Here is a 17796-nt window from a genome sequence, read left to right as displayed (position 1 = left end):
GCCTAGCCGAGACCGGGCAGACCGCCGCCGAGCCCGCCGGCGAGTGGTCCCATCTTCTCCTGCGTCAGCGCCTCGCGCTTGGACGCGAGGTCGGCAAGCGCACCGAGGACGAGGTCCTGGAGGGTCTCCACGTCCTCGGGATCGACGACCTTGGGATCGATGGCCACCCCGGTGACCTCACCGGTGCCGCTACCCGTCACCATCACCAGGCCGTTTCCGGCGGATCCGGTGACCTCGGCGGCCGCGATCTCGTTCTGTGCGGCCAGCAGCTGCTCCTGCATCTGCTGCGCTTGCGCGAGCAGCCCGGCCATCGGGTTGTCGCCGCCGGCGTTGTCGCCGCCGCCGAAGAGTGCGCTGGGGTCGAATGGTTGAGTCACGGGCTCCAGAGTAATCGCCGGGTCAGCGCAGGAGCCGATCGACATGCTCGGCGAGCTCCTCGACGGTGACGCCGCGGCCGGGGGTGACGATGAACGAGATCACATCGTCGCCGAACAGTCGGCCTGCTCGCCTGGTCAGAGCGAATTCGAACCGGTCGTCGATCCTCCGCCACTCGGTGATCGCACCGTAGATCGGAGCACTGGCGCCCGTGGTCACGCAGTATTCGTCAGACCTCGGCCCGCCCACCAGGTCACGCTGGATCTGGAAACATGCCATGGACTCGTCGTCGATGAAGACGATGGCCTCGCACCCCAGATCGGTGTGCCGCTCGTATGTCGCCTGAATGGCCATGGGCTCAGGGTAGCCACAACGCCGTCAGACGATCGGGTCGGTGACCGTCCGCCGCGAGACGAAGTGCCGCTTCTCCCCGCTCAGCGGGTCGACGAAACGCAACGTGTGCGCGACCAATCGCAACGGTTCGGAGAAGTCGCCGTGATCGGGTCGCGCGGCGAGCTCCGCACGGACGTCCGGATAGAGCGGGTCCCCGACGATTCCGACACCGAGCTGTGCCATGTGCAGCCGGAGCTGATGTGTGCGCCCGGTGAACGGCCGTAGGTCGTACACCCCACCGGCGCCGACCTGCTCGACCAAGGTGATGTCGCTGATCGCGTTGACCTCGCCTGCGATGACGCGCGCTCGCAGATCTCCCGCGGTCTTCTCGATCCGGTTGGCGACGGTGGTCGTGGTCTCCAGATCGGCGCGGACGGGCGCCAGCGCCCGGTACTCCTTGATCGCCAGCCGTTCGGCGAACAATGCCTGGTAGGCCGCCCGCACCTCGGGCCGCAGCGTGAACAGGAGTACGCCTGCGGTCAGCCGATCGAGACGGTGCGCGGGGGACACCAGATCGGTCCCGAGCTCCCTGCGCAACCGCACGAGCGCGGTCTGCGTGACGTGGCGCCCACGCGGCATGGTGGCGAGGAAATGCGGCTTGTCGACGACGACGATGTTGTCGTCGGCGTACAGGATCGGCAGGTCGAACGGGATGTCCGGCTCGTCGGGCACGTCCCGGTACAAGTAGACCGACGTGTTGAGACGAGCGGGCACGTCGAGATCGATCGGCCGACCGTCGGCATCGACGATCTCGCCGCGCGCCGCGCGGGCCGCCAGATCGTCGAGGGTGACGCCGGTCAGCGAAGGTGTCGCGAGCAGACACTCGCCGACGGTCCGCTCCGGACCGGCCCGCAGCACCACACGCGTGGCGTCGACCCCGTCACGCGGCGGCAGCGGCGTGACGGTCCCTCGACGTCGTCGGCGGGTCAGTTCTCCAGACGCTTCTTGAGATTGCCCAGCAGCTCCGCCTGGATGCGGTTGAGCCCCTTGGGCGCGAACGTCTTCTCGAAGAACCCGCCGATCCCGCCGGCACCGGTCCAGGTGGTCGTGGTGGTCACTGTGCTGCCCGAACCGGACTTCGCGACTGTGTAGGTGGTCACCATCGACGAGTTCTCGTCGTTCTCGGTGACGGTGTCCGGCACCACCGAGACGGTGGCCTTGACGTCACGCTGACGTTTCTCGGTGGCCTGCAGGATCCAGTGCACCACCGTTCCCTCACCGTTTCCGCCGCTGATCACGGCATAGTCGCGGTACTGCGAGGGCAGGATCGCCGGGCGCACCTCGTTGTAGTCGGCGAGTGCGGCGACCACGGCATCCGGGGTGGCGGCGATGTCGATCGACTGCGTTGCGGAAACCTGACCCACGGCGGGCACTCCTTAGAACGGATTGGCAGGGGGCAAACTCACGACCTAGGCTATCCAAGTGAACTCTGACCGGTTGGAGATGGGGGCGCAGGGATTCGACCAGGGTGTCGCAACCCTCCTGAAGAGCTACCGCGACATTCCGACCGGTGCGACCGTCCGGTTGGCGAAGAAGACCTCGAACCTGTTCCGCAAGCGCGCCGAGAACCCGCATCCCGGCCTCGACGTCTCGGGCCTCGACCGGGTGATCTCGGTGGATCGGGACGCGAAGACGGCCGATGTCGCCGGCATGTGTACATACGAGAACCTGGTCGCAGCGACCCTGCCCTACGGACTGGCACCCAAGGTCGTCCCGCAGTTGAAGACCATCACGCTGGGCGGTGCGGTCACCGGACTCGGGATCGAGAGCACGTCGTTTCGCAACGGTCTGCCCCACGAGTCGGTGCTCGAGATCGACGTCCTGACCGGCGACGGTGAGATCATCACCGCCACACCCACCAACGAGCATGCCGACATCTTCTTCGGATTTCCCAATTCCTATGGCACGCTCGGCTATTCGGTCCGCCTGAAGATCGAGCTGGAGTCCGTACAGCCGTATGTGTCACTGCGGCACGTCCGGTTTGACCGGATCGAGGACCTCCAGTCGGCGATGGCGGCGATCATCGCCGCCGGTTCGTATCGCGACGAACGGGTGGACTACCTCGACGGCGTGGTGTTCACCGCCGACGAGTCGTATCTGACCCTTGGACGTCAGACCGACGAGCCCGGACCCGTCAGCGATTACACCGGGATGGACATCTTCTACCGGTCCATCCAGGATTCCACGGTCGCCGGGAGCGGAGCGAGCGGAACGAATTCGATCGGCACCGATCGCCTCACCATCCACGACTATCTGTGGCGATGGGACACCGACTGGTTCTGGTGCTCACGCGCTTTTGGTGCCCAGAATCCACGGATCCGCCGGTTCTGGCCGAAGAAGCTGCTGCGCAGCAGCTTCTATTGGAAGCTGATCGCTCTCGACCACCGGTACAACATCGGCGACAAGCTCAGCGCCCGCAAGGGCGAGCCGCCGAACGAGCGGGTGGTCCAGGACATCGAGGTGCCGATCGAGAACACCACGGCATACGTCGAGTGGTTCCTCGACAACATTCCGATCGAGCCGATCTGGTTGTGCCCGTTGCGACTCCGGGAGCCCGCCGTCATTGGTTCGGATCCGGTCCGGCCCTGGCCGCTGTATCCACTCGAACCACGCCGGACATATGTGAACATCGGCTTCTGGTCGGCGGTGCCCGTCACCCCTGGCGATCCCGGGCACACCAACAAGCTCATCGAACGGAAGGTGGCCGACCTCGACGGCCACAAGTCCCTCTATTCGGAATCCTTCTACTCCCCCGAGGAGTTCGATGAACTCTACGGGGGCGAGAATTATCGGCTGCTCAAGAAGCGGTACGACCCACGAGGCCGTCTACTGGATCTGTATGCGAAAGCGGTGAAACGACAATGACGACATTCAAGGACAGCCCCCTCCATGCCGGCGGCGACGCGGCGTCGACGGGCAGGATGACCCTGGCACAGATCTTCGAATCGTTGATGGGTGGCGATCTCACGATTCGCATCACCGCCTACGACGGCAGTTCGGCAGGCCCCGAGGACGCGGAGTTCGGGCTCGACCTCAAGTCCTCCCGCGGAACCACCTACCTCGTCACCGCCCCCGGCGACCTCGGACTGGCCCGCGCCTACATCGCCGGAGATCTCGAACTCGTCGGTGCGCACCCGGGCGACCCGTACGGGGCACTGCGTGCCCTGGCCGCCGATCTGCACTTCAGTCGACCCTCTCCGCTCGTCCTCGCGAACATCGCCCGCTCGCTGGGCATCGAGCACTTCAAGCCGATCGCACCACCCCCGCAGGAGGCTCTGCCGCGCTGGCGTCGCTTCGCCGAAGGCCTGCGGCACAGCAAGGCTCGCGACGCCGAGGTGATCCACCACCACTACGACGTGTCGAACACCTTCTACGAGTGGGTACTCGGGCCGTCGATGACCTACACCTGCGCGGTGTACCCCGAACTCGAGGCGTCGCTCGAGGCGGCTCAGGAGAACAAGTACCGGCTCATCTTCGAGAAGCTGCGGCTCAAGCCCGGCGACCGTCTCCTCGACATCGGTTGCGGTTGGGGCGGAATGGTCCGCTACGCCGCACACCGGGGAGTCAGGGTCATCGGCGCGACCCTCTCCGCCGAGCAGGCACAGTGGGCTCAGCAGGCCATCATCGACGAAGGACTGTCGGACCTGGCCGAGGTACGGCACAGCGACTACCGCGACGTCACCGAGACCGGCTTCGACGCGGTGTCGTCCATCGGACTGACCGAGCACATCGGGGTCGCCAACTACCCCGCGTATTTCAAGTTCATCCGGGACCGGCTACGGGTCGGTGGAATGCTGTTGAACCACTGCATCACTCGACCGGACAACCTCAAGAACGGGCGGGCGGGCTCGTTCATCGACCGTTATGTGTTCCCCGACGGGGAGCTCACCGGGTCCGGCAAGATCATCTCCAAGCTGCAGGACATCGGCGGCATGGAGGTCGTGCACGAGGAGAACTTCCGCGACCACTACGCGATGACCCTGCGCGACTGGAACAAGAACCTGCTCGAGCACTGGGACGAGGCCGTCGACGAGGTCGGCGAGGGAACCGCCCGCCTCTGGGGCCTCTACATGGCCGGCTGCCGGATCGGCTTCGAGCGCGACATCATCCAGCTCCATCACGTGCTCGCGACCAAGCTGGACGACAAGGGCGGGAACGACCTGCCGTTGCGCCCCTGGTGGAACGCCTGAGTCCCTGACCGGCTTCCCACCCAGAGTGCAGCCCCGCCCCCGCTGAGAGCAACGGACAACGTTCACTCGAGGGGGCGGGCTCCCAGCTCCGACTTGAGCAACTCCAGCGCGACCTGATCGGGATCGAGGCGACGCTCCGGCGGCCCCGAGTGCGCGTCGGCGACCATCTCGTCGCGCTCCGCGTCGGTGATCTCCTCGTCCGGCCGTGGCGGCTCGGGCTCCTCGGGTTCGGGAGCGTGTTCCGGTGGCGGAGTGGCGGACTGCGACTGGTCACGGCCTCGACTCGGCCGCGAGTAGGCGGGCCGTTTCGGTGCAGGCCGGGACGGCTCGCGGTCGCCGGCGCCCCGCGGAGGCTGTGCCTGGACGGTCGGCCCGGACGCGTGGACGCATCGAGCGTCCATTCCCGGACCGAACACCCGCTGGACCGCGGCGCGGAGATTGCCCGCGTGTTCGTTGCTCAACCGGCCGACGAGCATCTCGGTGGTGTGGCCGAACACGATGGTCTGCCCGTCGACACCCTGAATGGACGCACCGGAGAGCATGACCTCCAGGACCGGGGTGATACCGCGGGCCGCTTCGCGGATCTCCGGCCATCGTGCCTCGACGTCGGCGACGGCGAGTCCCGGAGCCGCTTGCGACTCTTCGGGATCCGAGTCGTCGGCGGCAGCACTGGCCACGCCGTCGTCGTAGGGCGGGGCGGCGTCGTCGGCCGGATCGCCGGTCGGCTCGTCGGGGAGCGGGATGTCGTCGTCGGTGACCGACGTCGACGACAGATCGGGAACCGGTGGTTGCGGAGCTGTCGGCGTCGGGGCAACGGGCGGCGAATCCGGCTGCGCGGGCACCGATTCCTTCGGTGCCACCGGCTCGGGTTCACGTTCGGCCGGCACCCGCGCAGGCGGTTGCGGCGACGTCGGGTTGCCGCCGCCACGCGGTGCGGTCGGCTGGGGAACCGATGGCGCGTCCGACGATGGGGATTCAGCGGGTTGGTCAACCGCCGCGGCCTCTTCGGCCGGCGCGCTCGCCTCGGCCGCGGGTTGTTCGGCAGCCTTGCGCTGAGACGGGCGCACGTACTTGGGCGCCGGCTCGGACTCGGTCGTCCCGGCAGGCGGTTGTGCGCCGCCGGGGGCGGACGCTGCCGATCGGGGCGCCGACGACGCGTTCGGCGTCACGACGCCGGACTCGAGACGTTCGAGTCGGTGCAGGAGTGCCGCGTCCTCCGTCGATGCCGCCGGGAGCAGCATCCGGGCGCACATCACCTCCAGCAGCAGCCGGGGCGAGGTGGTGCCGCGCATCTCGCCGAGCGCCGCATGCACGATCTCGGCGAACCTCGTCAGCGCGGCCGGACCGAGGCTCTCGATCTGGGACTGCATGCGCTGCAACTGATCACCGGGGGCCTCGACGAGGCCACGGTCGGCTGCATCCGGAACCGCCTGCAGCAGAATGAGATCACGCAGCCGCTCGAGGAGATCGACGGCGAACCGCCGGGGATCGTGGCCCGCATCGACCACTTTCTCCACCGCGCCGAACAACCGCGAGCCGTCGGCATCCGCGAGTGCGTCGATCGCCTCGTCGATGAGTGCGATGTCGGTGACACCCAACAGCGCGAGCGCACGGTCGTAGGTGACCCCCTCGTCACCCGCCCCTGCGAGAAGTTGATCGAGGATGCTCAGCGAATCACGCGGTGAGCCACCGCCGGCCCGGATGACCAGCGGATAGACGTCGGGCGCGACCGTCACATTCTCGTTCGCACAGATCTTCTCGAGCAGGCCACGCATCACCGGCGGCGCGAGCAGGCGGAACGGATAATGGTGCGTCCGTGAGCGAATGGTGGGGAGCACCTTCTCCGGTTCGGTGGTCGCGAACACGAAGATCAGATGTTCCGGCGGCTCCTCGACGATCTTGAGCAGCGCGTTGAATCCCGCATTCGTGACCATGTGCGCCTCATCCACGATGAAGACGCGGTACCGGGATTCCGATGGCGCGTAGAAGGCACGGTCACGCAGTTCTCGGGTGTCGTCGACGCCGCCGTGGCTGGCCGCGTCGAGTTCGATCACGTCGAGATTGCCGGGTCCGCCCGGCGCCAGCGCCTGGCACGAGTCACACACGCCGCACGGCGTCGACGTCGGACCCTGCACGCAGTTCAGGGAACGGGCCAGGATGCGGGCCGACGACGTCTTACCGCATCCGCGGGGGCCGGAGAAGAGATAGGCGTGGTTGATCCGCCCCGAGTCGAGCGCATGACTCAACGGATCGGTGACGTGCTCCTGGCCCACGACGTCGGCGAAGGTAGCCGGGCGATAGGTGCGATACAGAGCCACGTGACGAGACTACCGGCGATCGCCGACAGCCGAACCCGCTCCCCCACGCTGTCCACACCCGATCGTCGCGATCAGGGATGCCTCGAGCATCACGGTCGCGGTTGCCACTGTTCGATGTCGCTGTCGTCGGCCTCACGGACATCCCGCGAGGGGCTCTCCCTGATGGGTATGTCGTCTGTCGCGGTCACGTCTGCAGGGGCGGGGCGAGCGACCACGAGGGCAGGATCTGTGTCGGGCACCGTGTTCTCGCGCCGTCGGAACACCACGATCGTCGCGATGGCCGTCACCAGGAACACGGCGTTGTACGGGTAGTAGGTGAACCACGTCAGCCACCCGATGCCGGTCTTGAAGAACAGCCCGATCAGGTAGGCGTCGGGCACCGTCCGGTTCACGAACCAGATCGGATGCGCCAGGTAGCTCCGCCAGGAGAACGCCACCAGGATCAAGCCGATGAGCCCCGCCGCGATCAGGACGTAGGTCCCGGGGCGACGGCCCGGCGTCATCAGCATGTGGAAACCGATCACCACCAGCGGGACGAACCACACCCAATGATGTCCCCAGGACATGGGTGAGATCGCGCAACCGCTCATCCCGACGATGGTGATCGCGAGCAGTTCCTGCCCATGCCGGTGCGCCAGCACGGCCGCGTACATCCCGAGAGCCAGCGCGGCGACGACGAAGGCCAGCCAGAGGAAACCGTTCGGGTCGTCGCTGTGCAGGAGATTCGCGAGCAGGCCACGGACCGACTGGTTGCCCGGCGTCTGAGGTGCGCCCACGCGATCGGAATCGAACAGTTTGCCCGTCCAGTACGACCACGATTCCCGCGGCAACGCCACGAAGCCGACAACGGCTGTGCCGACGAATCCGGCGACCACACCGGCAACTGCGCGCCATTGACGCAGCAGTGCCAGATAGAAGACGAAGATCAGGGGTGTCAGCTTGATCCCGGCGGCGATACCCGTGCCGACACCGTAGAGGCGACTGCGCTCCGGGCGAGCCAGGTCGGCGACGATGATCAGCAGCAGGAAGACGTTGATCTGCCCGTACCAGATCGTCGTGCGGACGGGTTCCAGCAGCAAGACCACCGCCACCAGCGACAACCCGATACAGCGCAGCGGCCATGTCGCCTGACGCCCAAGGCTTTTGAAGCTCAGCATGACGATCAGATAGAGCGCGACAAAGATCCCCGCGGTCCAGATGATCCGCGCCGCCTCGAATGACACCCAGGTGAACGGGGCGAACAGGAAGATCGAGATGGGCGTGTACGTGTAATCCATCTGCCCGAGGAACTTGGCGTCGTAGAGGTGTCCGCCGGTCAGTACTGTCCGGGCACCGTCGAGGTAGACCTGGAGATCGAGCTGGTTGTCGAACAGTCCCCAGAACGGGGTGTTGAGGGGCACCACCACATCCTGCAGCCAGATCGCGAGGAGTCCGACGAGCACGAATCCGACGGCGACCAGCGCCGACCGGTGGGTCCTCACGCTCTGCGGACGGTCACGGGCACGAGTCCGGTCAGGATTCGCGCGACGCCAAGAGGGTCTCCGAAGCTGCCAGCAGCACGCAGGTCGCCACGCCGTCCATGGCGGTTCGGAGATCATCTGTGGAGGGGAACGTCGGTGCCAGTCGGATGTTGCGGTCGAACGGATCCTCCTTGTAGGGATACGTCGACCCGGCTGCGGTGAGCGCGATACCCGCCTGCTTGGCGAGTTCGATGGTGCGGCGAGCAGTCCCGTCGATGACATCGAGGCTGATGAAGTAGCCACCCTCCGGCTCCGACCACGCGGCGACCTTGGAGTCGGCGAGGCGGTCGGCGAGGATGTCGAGGACCAGCCGGAACTTCGGGGCCAGGAGCTCCCGGTGTCGGGCCATGTGCGCACGCACACCGTCGGCGTCGCCGAAGAACTTCGCGTGCCGGAGCTGATTGACCTTGTCCGGACCGATCGTCTTGAACGCGAGGTGACGGCTGAACCAGTCGACATTCGCCTTCGACGAGCCGAAGAACGAGACCCCGGCACCGGCGAAGGTGATCTTCGACGTCGAGCCGAGCACGTAGACGCGGTTGGGGTTGCCTGCCTCGGCCGCCATCTCGATCACCGGCAGCGGTGTCGGCGGTGCCTCGACGAGGGTGTGCACTGCGTAGGCGTTGTCCCAGTAGATGCGGAAGTCGTCGGCGGCGGGCATCTCCAGCAGACCGCGTGTCACGTCTTCGGTGAACGTCACGCCGGTCGGGTTGGAGTAGGTCGGCACGGCCCAGAGTCCCTTGATGCTGGGATCGGCCGCGGTGAGCGCGGCGCAGGCGTCGACGTCGGGACCGTTCGGCAACATCGGCACCGGGATCATCTCGATGCCGTAGCTCTCGGTGATCGCGAAATGCCGGTCGTAGCCGGGTGCCGGGCACAGGAACTTGACCGGACCCGATCCCCACGGCTGCGCGGAATCGGGATTGCCGTTCAGGAGCGAGAACACCGTGAGGTCGTGCATCAGCTCGAGGCTGGAATTGCCGAACGCGATCAGGTTGGCCGGGTCGACGGCGAGCAGCTCGCCGAAGATCTCGCGGAGTTCCGGGAGGCCGGCCAGACCGCCGTAGTTGCGGGTGTCGGTCCCGGCCGCATCGCGGTATTCGGTGCCCGGCAGCGCCAGCAGCCCGTTCGAGAGGTCGAGCTGCTCGGGCGCGGGCTTACCGCGGGTGAGATCCAGTTTCAGGCCTGCCGCACACAGTGCGTCGTAGAGATCCTGCAGTTCGGAGTTGGTTTCACGGAGCTGGTCGGCACTCAACGAGTGGTAGTTCAACGCAGGGACCTCTCCAGTGACACCGCCGTGGGTTGGCGGTGGCGCTCCAAGCGGATGATTGTGGTTATGGGGACCCCGCGCACCCGAGAGAGCCCGTTGACCCTTGCTGCCTTCCGGCCCTGGGGGAGTTCACAGGATGCACGCCGCGCGGGATCCGCCGTCAAGTGTAGCGGGCGGTCGGGACCGATCGACAATCCGGTGGTCGGCAACCGCGCTCACCGGCCCCGACGCCCGGTTTTGGGCCCGTGGCCCCTCGGCCGCTATCATCCCTGACGGAGGATTCGCCTAGTGGCCTATGGCGCTCGCCTGGAACGCGGGTTGGGTTAACAGCCCTCAGGGGTTCGAATCCCCTATCCTCCGCCACACGAGATCCGTGGCCGTTCTTCCCGCTCGTCGGTGAGAATGGCCACGGATCTTTCGTCTCTCTCGGGTTCGGGTGGTGCGATCAGCACAAAACCGCGCCTGATCAGCACAGATCTGTGCCGATCGGGCGCGGTGGAAGTTTGGACAAGACCGGGGGTTTCTGTAATCACCCCGGCCTCTGGTTCAACAAGCGAGTTACAGCATCGCGTGAACGTGGCCCAACGATAGCAGCCCGGTGCGCACACCGACGAATCGTCCGAGTGGGAAGCTGGTGGGGTGCTGTTCCCGACGCTCACACCCAACGCACCCGATATCCCCGATGCGATCACGATCGGCGACGACCAGCTCTCCCGTGAGGACCTGGTCGGCGCAGCGACCGCAGTGGCCGAGCGAGTCGCCGGCGCCCGGGTGCTGGCGGTCTACGCCCGGCCGACCACGGACACCGTGCTCGCCATCGTCGGCTGCCTGATCGCCGGCGTCGCCGCAGTGCCCGTCCCGCCGGACTCCGGCGCGCGCGAAATGGAGCACATCCTCGGCGATTCCGGCGCGCAGGCATGGTTGGGTGCCGCCCCCGACGATCCGACCCTCCCGGTGATCCCGGTGCGGCGCTATGCCAGATCGTGGCATCGCCACCCCGAGCCACCCGGGTCCGCGACTGCTCTCATCCTGTACACCTCCGGCACCACGGGGCTGCCCAAGGGCGTACCGATCTCCCGTTCGGCCATCGCCGCGGGCCTCGACGCGCTCGCGGGCGCCTGGGGGTGGACCGCCGATGACGCACTCGCTCATGGCCTTCCGCTCTTCCATGTTCACGGGCTGATCCTCGGGATGCTCGGGCCGCTGCGCCGGGCCGGGCGCCTGATCCACACCGTCACGCCGTCGGCAGCGAACTACGCGGCCGCGATGGGCCGTGGCGCGACCATGTTCTTCGGCGTACCGACGGTATGGAATCGCATCGCCGCCGATCAGTCTGCGGCGCAATCATTGTCGTCGGCGCGGCTCCTGGTGTCCGGCAGTGCCCCACTCCCCGTCCCCGTCTTCGAGAAGATCCGCGACCTGACCGGCCACGAGATCGTCGAGCGATACGGCATGACGGAGACGATGATCACCGTCAGCACGCGGGTTGACGGAGAACGCCGTCCCGGCTGGGTCGGCTTGCCGCTCGCCGGCGTCGAGACGCGGCTCCGCGAGGGCGACTCCGACCTCCCACACGATGGTGAAACGGTCGGCGACCTCCATGTGCGCGGCCCGATGATGTCGACCGGCTACCTCGATCAGCCGGAGAAGACTGCCGAATCCTGGCTCGACGACGGGTTTTTCGCCACCGGTGACGTCGCGGTGATCGGTCCGGACGGCATGCATCGGATCGTCGGACGGCGGGCCACCGACCTGATCAAGTCGGGAGGTTTCCGCATCGGCGCCGGCGAGATCGAGACGGTGCTGCTCGCGCACCCGGCAGTCGACGAGGTGGCCGTGATCGGCATCCCCGACGACGACCTCGGTCAGCGCATCGTCGCCTACGTCGTCGGTGGGCGCGTCCCCGACACCGAGCTCATCGACATGGTCAGCGCAGAACTGTCACATCACAAGCGGCCCAGGGAGATCCGCTTCGTCGAATCGCTGCCTCGCAATGCCATGGGCAAGGTGCAGAAGAAGCTGCTCGACTGAGGCCGCACCGCGGTCAGGCGACACCCGCCGGAAACCCGCCCGCATGCAGGACCATGGCCGGCAAGCGACGACCGAAGATCCCCTCGAGCCATTCGCCCGACGCCTGCAGCGCGGTGGTGTCCAGCCCGTGCGCGATCCCGGTGCGGTCCAGGGCGTACGCCAGATCCTCGGTGGCGATGTTGCCGGTCGCGTTGGGTGCGAACGGGCAACCACCGATGCCGCCGAGACTCGCGTCGAGGATGGTGACCCCGGATTCGACGGCGGCCAGCGCGTTGCCGATCCCGCAACTGCGGGTGTCGTGGAAGTGGGCGCGCAACGCGGTACCGGACGGAGCCAGATCGGCGGCCACGACGAAGCGCTCACGCACGTCCTTCGGGACGGCCACCCCGATGGTGTCGGCCAGCGACAGTTCCGTCGGCGGTTCCTCGAGCACCCGCTCGAGGATCGCGCGCAGCCGATCCGCGGGAACCTCACCCTCGAACGGACAACCGAAGGCGACCGCGATCGTCAGATTGGCAGTGACACCGGCCTCGCGTGCGGTGCGAGCGATGCGGTGCCAGATGGCCACCCCACCGTCGACGTCGGTGCCCTGATTTCGTCCGCTGAACGTGTCGGTGCAATGCACGACAGCATTGATCTCGGTGACGCCCGCGGCGAGCGCACGGTCGAGTCCCCGCTCGTTGAGCACCAACGCGCTGTAGGCGACCCCGTCGTCACCGGGCAGAAGACCGACGAGATCTTCCGCATCGGCCATGGCGGGCACCTTCTTGGGATGGACGAAGCTCGTGACCTCGATGTTGCGCGCCCCGTACCGGACCGCACGTTGGACGAGTTCCCGCTTCTGGGCGGTGGTCAGCTCCACCTTCTCGTTCTGCAGTCCATCGCGAGGCGCAACCTCGACGATGGTGACCCGGGACGCACTGGGACCTGCCACGCTCATGCCGTCACCCTACCGATCGCACCGACCTGCCGATGACGGCAGACTCGCACGCGGCAGATTAGATTTACTCCCATGAAGCCAGTTGGTCTGTCCGCGGTACCGTCGCACCGCCGGATCGGCATCGTCGTGTTCGACGGAGTCAAGATGCTCGACTTCTCCGGTCCCGCAGAGGTCTTCGTCGAAGCGAATCAGCACGCCGGTGACTACGAGGTCGTGGTGTTGTCGCCCGACGGCGCAGATGTGACGACGTCGGTCCACGCACGTCTGAGCACGCAACCGGTGGCCGGCTCAGGCCGTTTCGACACCGTGCTGGTCGCAGGCAGCGAACTGGCACCCCCGACCTTTCTCACCGACGACCTCATCGAGGCCGTCCGTGACCTCTCCACCCGCACCCGGCGTCTCGCATCGGTCTGCACCGGATCGTTCGTCCTCGCAGCCGCAGGCCTCCTCGACGGCCGCGCCGCCACCACCCACTGGAAGTTCACCGCCGACCTCGCCCACCGCTATCCCGCGATCAGAGTCGACGACGATGCGATCTTCGTCCGCGACGGCGACGTCTACAGTTCGGCCGGAGTGGTTGCCGGCATCGATCTCAGCCTGGCGCTGGTGGAAGAGGACCACGGCGCCGAGGTCGCTCGGCGCACCGCTCAGGGATTGCTCGTCTACATGCAGCGCGGCGGTGGTCAGTCGCAGTTCTCGGCGTCGTTGCGAGGACCGATCCCCCGCAGCAGCGTGGTCCGCAGGGTCACCGACCACGTCCGCGGCAATCCTCGGCTCCCGCACACCGTCGGCAGTCTCGCGTCACATGTGAACGTGAGTGCCCGGCAACTGACCCGCCTCTTCCGGGACGAACTCGCCACCACACCGGCAGGATATGTCGCGGCGACGCGCTTCGAGGTGGCCTGTGACAGCCTCCACGCCGGATTCAGCGTCACCCAGGCCGCGCAGAGCGCCGGCTACAGCAGTGGCGAGGTGATGCGACGGGCTTTCATCGCACGAATCGGGATCTCGCCCCGCAAATATCAACAGCGCTTCGCGACCACCGGACCGATCGCGGTCTGACCACAAGTCTTTCCCCCGCGAGAACGTGGCGCAAAAAGGGGTGTTCCTGGCGCGCGAAGTGGGACCGCGACAGCCGGGAGAGCGGCACACTGAAGTGGCCGGTTGCGCCCGGATGTCTCAGGCGCGGCAACCGACATCCGAGCACTGTCGCATCCATTTCGAAGGAGCACCACCATGCCCACGTTCACCACCTCCGACGGCGTCGAGATCTTCTACAAGGACTGGGGCAGCGGGCAGCCCATCGTCTTCAGTCACGGGTGGCCGCTCTCGTCCGACGACTGGGACACGCAGATGATGTTCTTCCTCGCGGAGGGCTATCGGGTGATCGCCCACGATCGCCGCGGACACGGTCGGTCGACGCAGGTGGCCGACGGACACGACATGGACCACTACGCGGCCGATCTTGCCGCCGTCGTCGAGCATCTCGACCTGTCGGATGCGATTCACGTCGGTCACTCGACAGGGGGCGGCGAGGTTGCCCACTACCTCGCGCAGCACGGGCAGGACCGTGCCGCGAAAGCGGTTCTGATCAGCTCCGTTCCCCCGCTCATGGTCAAGACCGAGACCAACCCGGACGGGATTCCCAAGGAGGCCTTCGACGGCATCCAGGCGCAGGTCGCCACGGCTCGCGCCGACTTCTTCCGCACTTTTGCCGAAGGCCCCTTCTACGGCTACAACCGCGACGGCGCAACGCCGTCCGAGGGCGTCATCGCCAACTGGTGGCGTCAGGGCATGATGGGCGGCGCCAAGGCCCACTACGACGGTGTGGTCGCCTTCTCGCAGACCGACTTCACCGACGATCTGAAGAAGATCACCATCCCGACGCTGGTTCTGCACGGCGAAGACGACCAGGTTGTCCCCTATCAGAACACCGGTGTGCGGTCGGCGGAGCTGCTGCCCAACAGCACCCTGAAGACCTACCCGGGTTTCCCGCACGGCATGCCGACCACCGAGGCGGCAACCATCAACGCGGATCTGCTCGAGTTCTTCCGCTCCTGACAACCGTGTCGACGGGCATCGATCGCCTTGCCGATCCGGTGCCCGTCGACCAAGGTTGATCACATGGCGATCGAGGTACGTCCGGCGACGCGGTTCGCCGATGTCCGCACCATGGTGGGCCCGAAGCGGCCCGACGCCAACGTCTGCTGGTGTCTGAGCTATCGGATTCCCAACAAGCTGAATCAGGAACTCGTGCGCGAGGATCGCGGCGAGTACGTGCGGAAACTGTGCAGACAGAAACCGCCACCCGGCGTCCTCGCCTACGACGGCGACCAGGTGGTCGGCTGGGCCGCGGTCGCGCCGCGCGCGGACACCACGTTCGCCGGCAACCGGAAGATCCCCCACCTCGACGACCTCGACGTGTGGTCGGTGTGGTGCATCCGCATCCGTCCGGGCCATCGTAAGCAGGGCATCTCGCACCCGCTGCTGGCCGGAGCCGTCGAGTTCGCCCGCACCAACGGGGCGCCCGCCGTCGAGGGGTATCCGGTCGACAACGCCGGCAACAGGGTCGACCTGACCATGGCCTATGTCGGCACGCGAAAGCTGTTCGAGACAGCGGGTTTCGCCAAGGCGGCCGACACGACGTCGGTACTGAACGGGTTTCCGCGCGTGCTGATGCGCCTGGATCTCACCTGACCAGATCGCCCAGTGCACAGTCCGGGACGTGAATCCATCCCTCGCGAGCCGCGACGGACCGGTCGCGGTGATCGGGAAGGAAGGTCTGTCCCGACGCCGCCGCACGCGCGATCAGAGCGGTGATCACCGCGTCGAACGCGTTGTCATCCCGGGTCAGGAGTTCTCGGTGGCGGGAGAGGTCCAGCCACGGCGCGCTCTCGAGCAGGGACTCGTACGACGCCGCGAGCACAGCGCGCCGTGCGACGCCCTTGTAACCACGGGACGTCAGTCCCCAGTGCTTCAGTGCCGCAGCCGGATAGGCCTCCACTGCCCACCCGGTCACGCGATCGACGACGCCCAGATCCGCGATCAGGCCGGCTGCCCGGAACGCCACGTGCGCGATCTGGTCCGCGGACACGCTCAGCGGACGGCCCCACCCGTTCTCCACGACGACGCGGTCGGTCCGTCGATAGGCCAGCGGCCTTCGCTGCTCGATGTCATCGAGAGACCGTCCGGCGCCGAGCTCGCCCCGGTGTTGCGCGACGACGAAATCCACGAACGCATCCGGCCATCCGAACGGGGCGTCGACACCGATCTTCTCCGCACCGACCACGAGGTCGGCGATCTCCGCGTCGGTCGCGGGCATCACCAGGTCGACCAGTCGTGCAGCCCCGGTCGACCACTCGACGACCGCGACGGCAGTGAGCTTCGGTGACGCGGCCAGGTCGACGCCGACCGTCCGCATCACCGATACCTCCGAATCCGTCTGTCGCTCAGAACTTCCCGTCGAGGAACTCCGCATATGCCGGGAGGTCTAGCTGCCCGTGACCCGAGAGTCCGATCACCACCACCTCGTCTCTGTCGCTGTCGGCGACGTGAGCGGCGCACGCGGCGATGGCGTGGGTGGACTCCGGGGCCGGCACGATGCCCTGCGTCCGGGCGAACTGCACGCCTGCCGAGAACGCGTCATGCTGAGTGATCGCGACACCCTCGACCAGGCCCAGGTTCACCGTGTGACTCAGCGCAGGCGCCATACCGTGATAGCGCAGCCCGCCCGCGTGGATGGGGTCTGGAACGAAGTCAATCCCGAGCGTGTGCATCTTGAGCAGCGGAGTCAGGCCCGCGACGTCGCCGTGGTCGTAGCGGTACTCGCCCTGCGTGATCGACGGGCATGCGGCGGGTTCGGCCGCGACGACCCGCGGGTTCGACCGGCCGTGGATCCTCTCGCGCAGGAACGGGAACGAGAGCCCGGCGAGGTTGGAACCGCCACCAGCGCAGCCGAAGACGACGTCGGCACCACCGGGCTCGACGGCGTCGAGCTGCTCGACTGCCTCCACCCCGATCACACTCTGGTGCAACACAACGTGATTGAGCACACTACCCAGCGCGTAGCGGGTGTCCGGATCACCGGCGGCGACCTCGACTGCCTCGCTGACGGCCATACCGAGACTACCGGTGGTGTCGGGGTCCTTGGCCAGCATCGCGCGGCCGGACTCGGTGAGATCCGACGGCGACGGATGCAACGTGCCTCCATAGGTGCGGATCAGGTGCCCGCGATACGGCTTCGAGTCGTAGGAGGCGCGGACCTGCCAGACCTCGATGTCGATGCCGAACTGCGCACCCGCGAACGCCAGCGCGCTGCCCCATTGTCCGGCACCGGTTTCGGTGGTCAGCTTCCGCACACCGTCGACGCTGTTGTAGTAGGCCTGCGCGACAGCCGAGTTCGTCTTGTGACTCCCGACCGGGCTGACACCCTCGTACTTGACGTAGATCCGGGCTTTGGTGTTGAGCGCCTCCTCGAACCGGCGCGCCCGGATCAGCGGGGACGGCCGCCACATCCGGTAGATCTCCCGCACCGGATCGGGGATCTCGACATACGGATCGGTGGACACCTCCTGCGCGATCAGGCCTGCGGGGAACAACGCGACGAGGTCGTCGGGGCCGACCGGCTCCTTGGTTCCCGGATGCAGATGCGGCGGGATCGGCACGTCGAGCTCGGCGGCGAGGTTGTACCAGTGGGTCGGCACCCCGACGGTCACCAGATCAGGATTGGCGGCGTCCACGTTCATCGTCATGCGAACAC

At 67.0% G+C, this 17796-nt stretch carries 16 protein-coding genes, 1 tRNA gene and 1 other RNA gene; 7 read left to right on the top strand and 11 right to left on the bottom strand.

The window, feature by feature from the left end:
- Positions 1 to 2: 2 nt before the first annotated feature.
- Genes IDF66_RS14240 through IDF66_RS14225 form a run of 4 tightly spaced genes read right to left on the bottom strand, consistent with a single transcriptional unit; the run spans position 3 to position 2132 of the window.
- Positions 3 to 422, bottom strand: a complete 420-nt coding sequence (locus tag IDF66_RS14240; RefSeq protein ID WP_190267338.1) for a YbaB/EbfC family nucleoid-associated protein — start codon at positions 420 to 422, stop codon at positions 3 to 5.
- Positions 400 to 729, bottom strand: a complete 330-nt coding sequence (locus tag IDF66_RS14235; RefSeq protein ID WP_164310356.1) for a hypothetical protein — start codon at positions 727 to 729, stop codon at positions 400 to 402. The genes IDF66_RS14240 and IDF66_RS14235 overlap by 23 nt, the downstream gene beginning before the upstream one ends.
- Positions 730 to 753: 24 nt before the next feature.
- The gene (locus IDF66_RS14230) at positions 754 to 1662 is read right to left on the bottom strand and encodes a pseudouridine synthase (protein WP_223309682.1); all 909 of its coding nucleotides are present in this window, start codon (positions 1660 to 1662) and stop codon (positions 754 to 756) included.
- Between the two features lie 32 nt (positions 1663 to 1694).
- Positions 1695 to 2132 carry an SRPBCC family protein gene (locus tag IDF66_RS14225; protein ID WP_164310354.1) on the bottom strand — a complete coding sequence of 146 codons (438 nt, stop codon included), beginning with the start codon at positions 2130 to 2132 and terminating at the stop codon, positions 1695 to 1697.
- 79 nt (positions 2133 to 2211) lie between these two features.
- Here IDF66_RS14225 and IDF66_RS14220 point away from each other — a divergent pair, with 79 nt between their 5' ends.
- Positions 2212 to 3633, top strand: a complete 1422-nt coding sequence (locus IDF66_RS14220) for an FAD-binding oxidoreductase (RefSeq protein WP_190267507.1) — start codon at positions 2212 to 2214, stop codon at positions 3631 to 3633.
- Entirely contained in the window at positions 3630 to 4958 is a 1329-nt protein-coding gene (locus IDF66_RS14215; protein ID WP_190267336.1) for a class I SAM-dependent methyltransferase, read from the top strand. Before IDF66_RS14220 ends, IDF66_RS14215 begins: the two co-directional genes overlap by 4 nt.
- Positions 4959 to 5020: 62 nt before the next feature.
- Here IDF66_RS14215 and IDF66_RS14210 read toward each other — a convergent pair whose 3' ends face one another.
- From IDF66_RS14210 to ffs, 4 genes are all read right to left on the bottom strand, one after another.
- Positions 5021 to 7276: a DNA polymerase III subunit gamma and tau gene (locus IDF66_RS14210; protein WP_190267335.1), complete on the bottom strand. Its 2256-nt coding sequence runs from the start codon at positions 7274 to 7276 to the stop codon at positions 5021 to 5023.
- 89 nt (positions 7277 to 7365) lie between these two features.
- A complete protein-coding gene (locus IDF66_RS14205; protein WP_317628699.1) occupies positions 7366 to 8757 on the bottom strand; it encodes a glycosyltransferase 87 family protein in 1392 nt (463 codons plus the stop codon).
- Positions 8758 to 8788: 31 nt separating this feature from the next.
- Complete coding sequence (locus tag IDF66_RS14200; RefSeq protein WP_190267333.1) at positions 8789 to 10066, bottom strand: aminotransferase class I/II-fold pyridoxal phosphate-dependent enzyme; 1278 nt, start codon at positions 10064 to 10066, stop codon at positions 8789 to 8791.
- Positions 10067 to 10130: 64 nt separating this feature from the next.
- Positions 10131 to 10225, bottom strand: an RNA gene (gene ffs, locus IDF66_RS14195) — signal recognition particle sRNA small type.
- 115 nt (positions 10226 to 10340) lie between these two features.
- Here ffs and IDF66_RS14190 point away from each other — a divergent pair.
- Together IDF66_RS14190 and IDF66_RS14185 are read left to right on the top strand one after the other, a co-directional pair.
- Positions 10341 to 10429 (top strand) — tRNA-Ser (locus IDF66_RS14190).
- A 276-nt stretch (positions 10430 to 10705) separates the two neighbouring features.
- The gene (locus tag IDF66_RS14185; RefSeq protein WP_190267332.1) at positions 10706 to 12097 is read left to right on the top strand and encodes an acyl-CoA synthetase; all 1392 of its coding nucleotides are present in this window, start codon (positions 10706 to 10708) and stop codon (positions 12095 to 12097) included.
- Between the two features lie 13 nt (positions 12098 to 12110).
- Here IDF66_RS14185 and IDF66_RS14180 read toward each other — a convergent pair whose 3' ends face one another.
- Positions 12111 to 13037 (bottom strand): hydroxymethylglutaryl-CoA lyase, encoded by a 927-nt coding sequence (locus IDF66_RS14180; protein WP_190267331.1) that lies wholly within the window; start codon positions 13035 to 13037, stop codon positions 12111 to 12113.
- 72 nt (positions 13038 to 13109) lie between these two features.
- Here IDF66_RS14180 and IDF66_RS14175 point away from each other — a divergent pair, with 72 nt between their 5' ends.
- The 3 genes from IDF66_RS14175 (at position 13110) to IDF66_RS14165 (ending at position 15734) form a co-directional block, all read left to right on the top strand.
- Positions 13110 to 14099, top strand: a complete 990-nt coding sequence (locus tag IDF66_RS14175) for a GlxA family transcriptional regulator (RefSeq protein WP_164310337.1) — start codon at positions 13110 to 13112, stop codon at positions 14097 to 14099.
- Between the two features lie 174 nt (positions 14100 to 14273).
- Positions 14274 to 15098 carry an alpha/beta fold hydrolase gene (locus tag IDF66_RS14170; protein WP_190267330.1) on the top strand — a complete coding sequence of 275 codons (825 nt, stop codon included), beginning with the start codon at positions 14274 to 14276 and terminating at the stop codon, positions 15096 to 15098.
- Positions 15099 to 15161: 63 nt separating this feature from the next.
- Positions 15162 to 15734: a GNAT family N-acetyltransferase gene (locus IDF66_RS14165; protein WP_190267329.1), complete on the top strand. Its 573-nt coding sequence runs from the start codon at positions 15162 to 15164 to the stop codon at positions 15732 to 15734.
- Here IDF66_RS14165 and IDF66_RS14160 read toward each other — a convergent pair.
- Together IDF66_RS14160 and IDF66_RS14155 are read right to left on the bottom strand one after the other, a co-directional pair.
- Positions 15727 to 16458, bottom strand: a complete 732-nt coding sequence (locus IDF66_RS14160; protein WP_190267328.1) for a DUF429 domain-containing protein — start codon at positions 16456 to 16458, stop codon at positions 15727 to 15729. The two genes, IDF66_RS14165 and IDF66_RS14160, sit on opposite strands and share 8 nt — an antisense overlap.
- Before the next feature lie 28 nt (positions 16459 to 16486).
- The gene (locus IDF66_RS14155; RefSeq protein ID WP_190267327.1) at positions 16487 to 17788 is read right to left on the bottom strand and encodes a TrpB-like pyridoxal phosphate-dependent enzyme; all 1302 of its coding nucleotides are present in this window, start codon (positions 17786 to 17788) and stop codon (positions 16487 to 16489) included.
- Between the last annotated feature and the right edge of the window lie 8 nt (positions 17789 to 17796).

The sequence above is a fragment of the Gordonia hankookensis genome (assembly GCF_014673215.1).
Classification (GTDB): Bacteria; Actinomycetota; Actinomycetes; order Mycobacteriales; family Mycobacteriaceae; genus Gordonia; species Gordonia hankookensis.
Note: the sequence above shows the minus strand (reverse complement) of the source record. Positions and strands in the feature narration are given on the sequence as shown.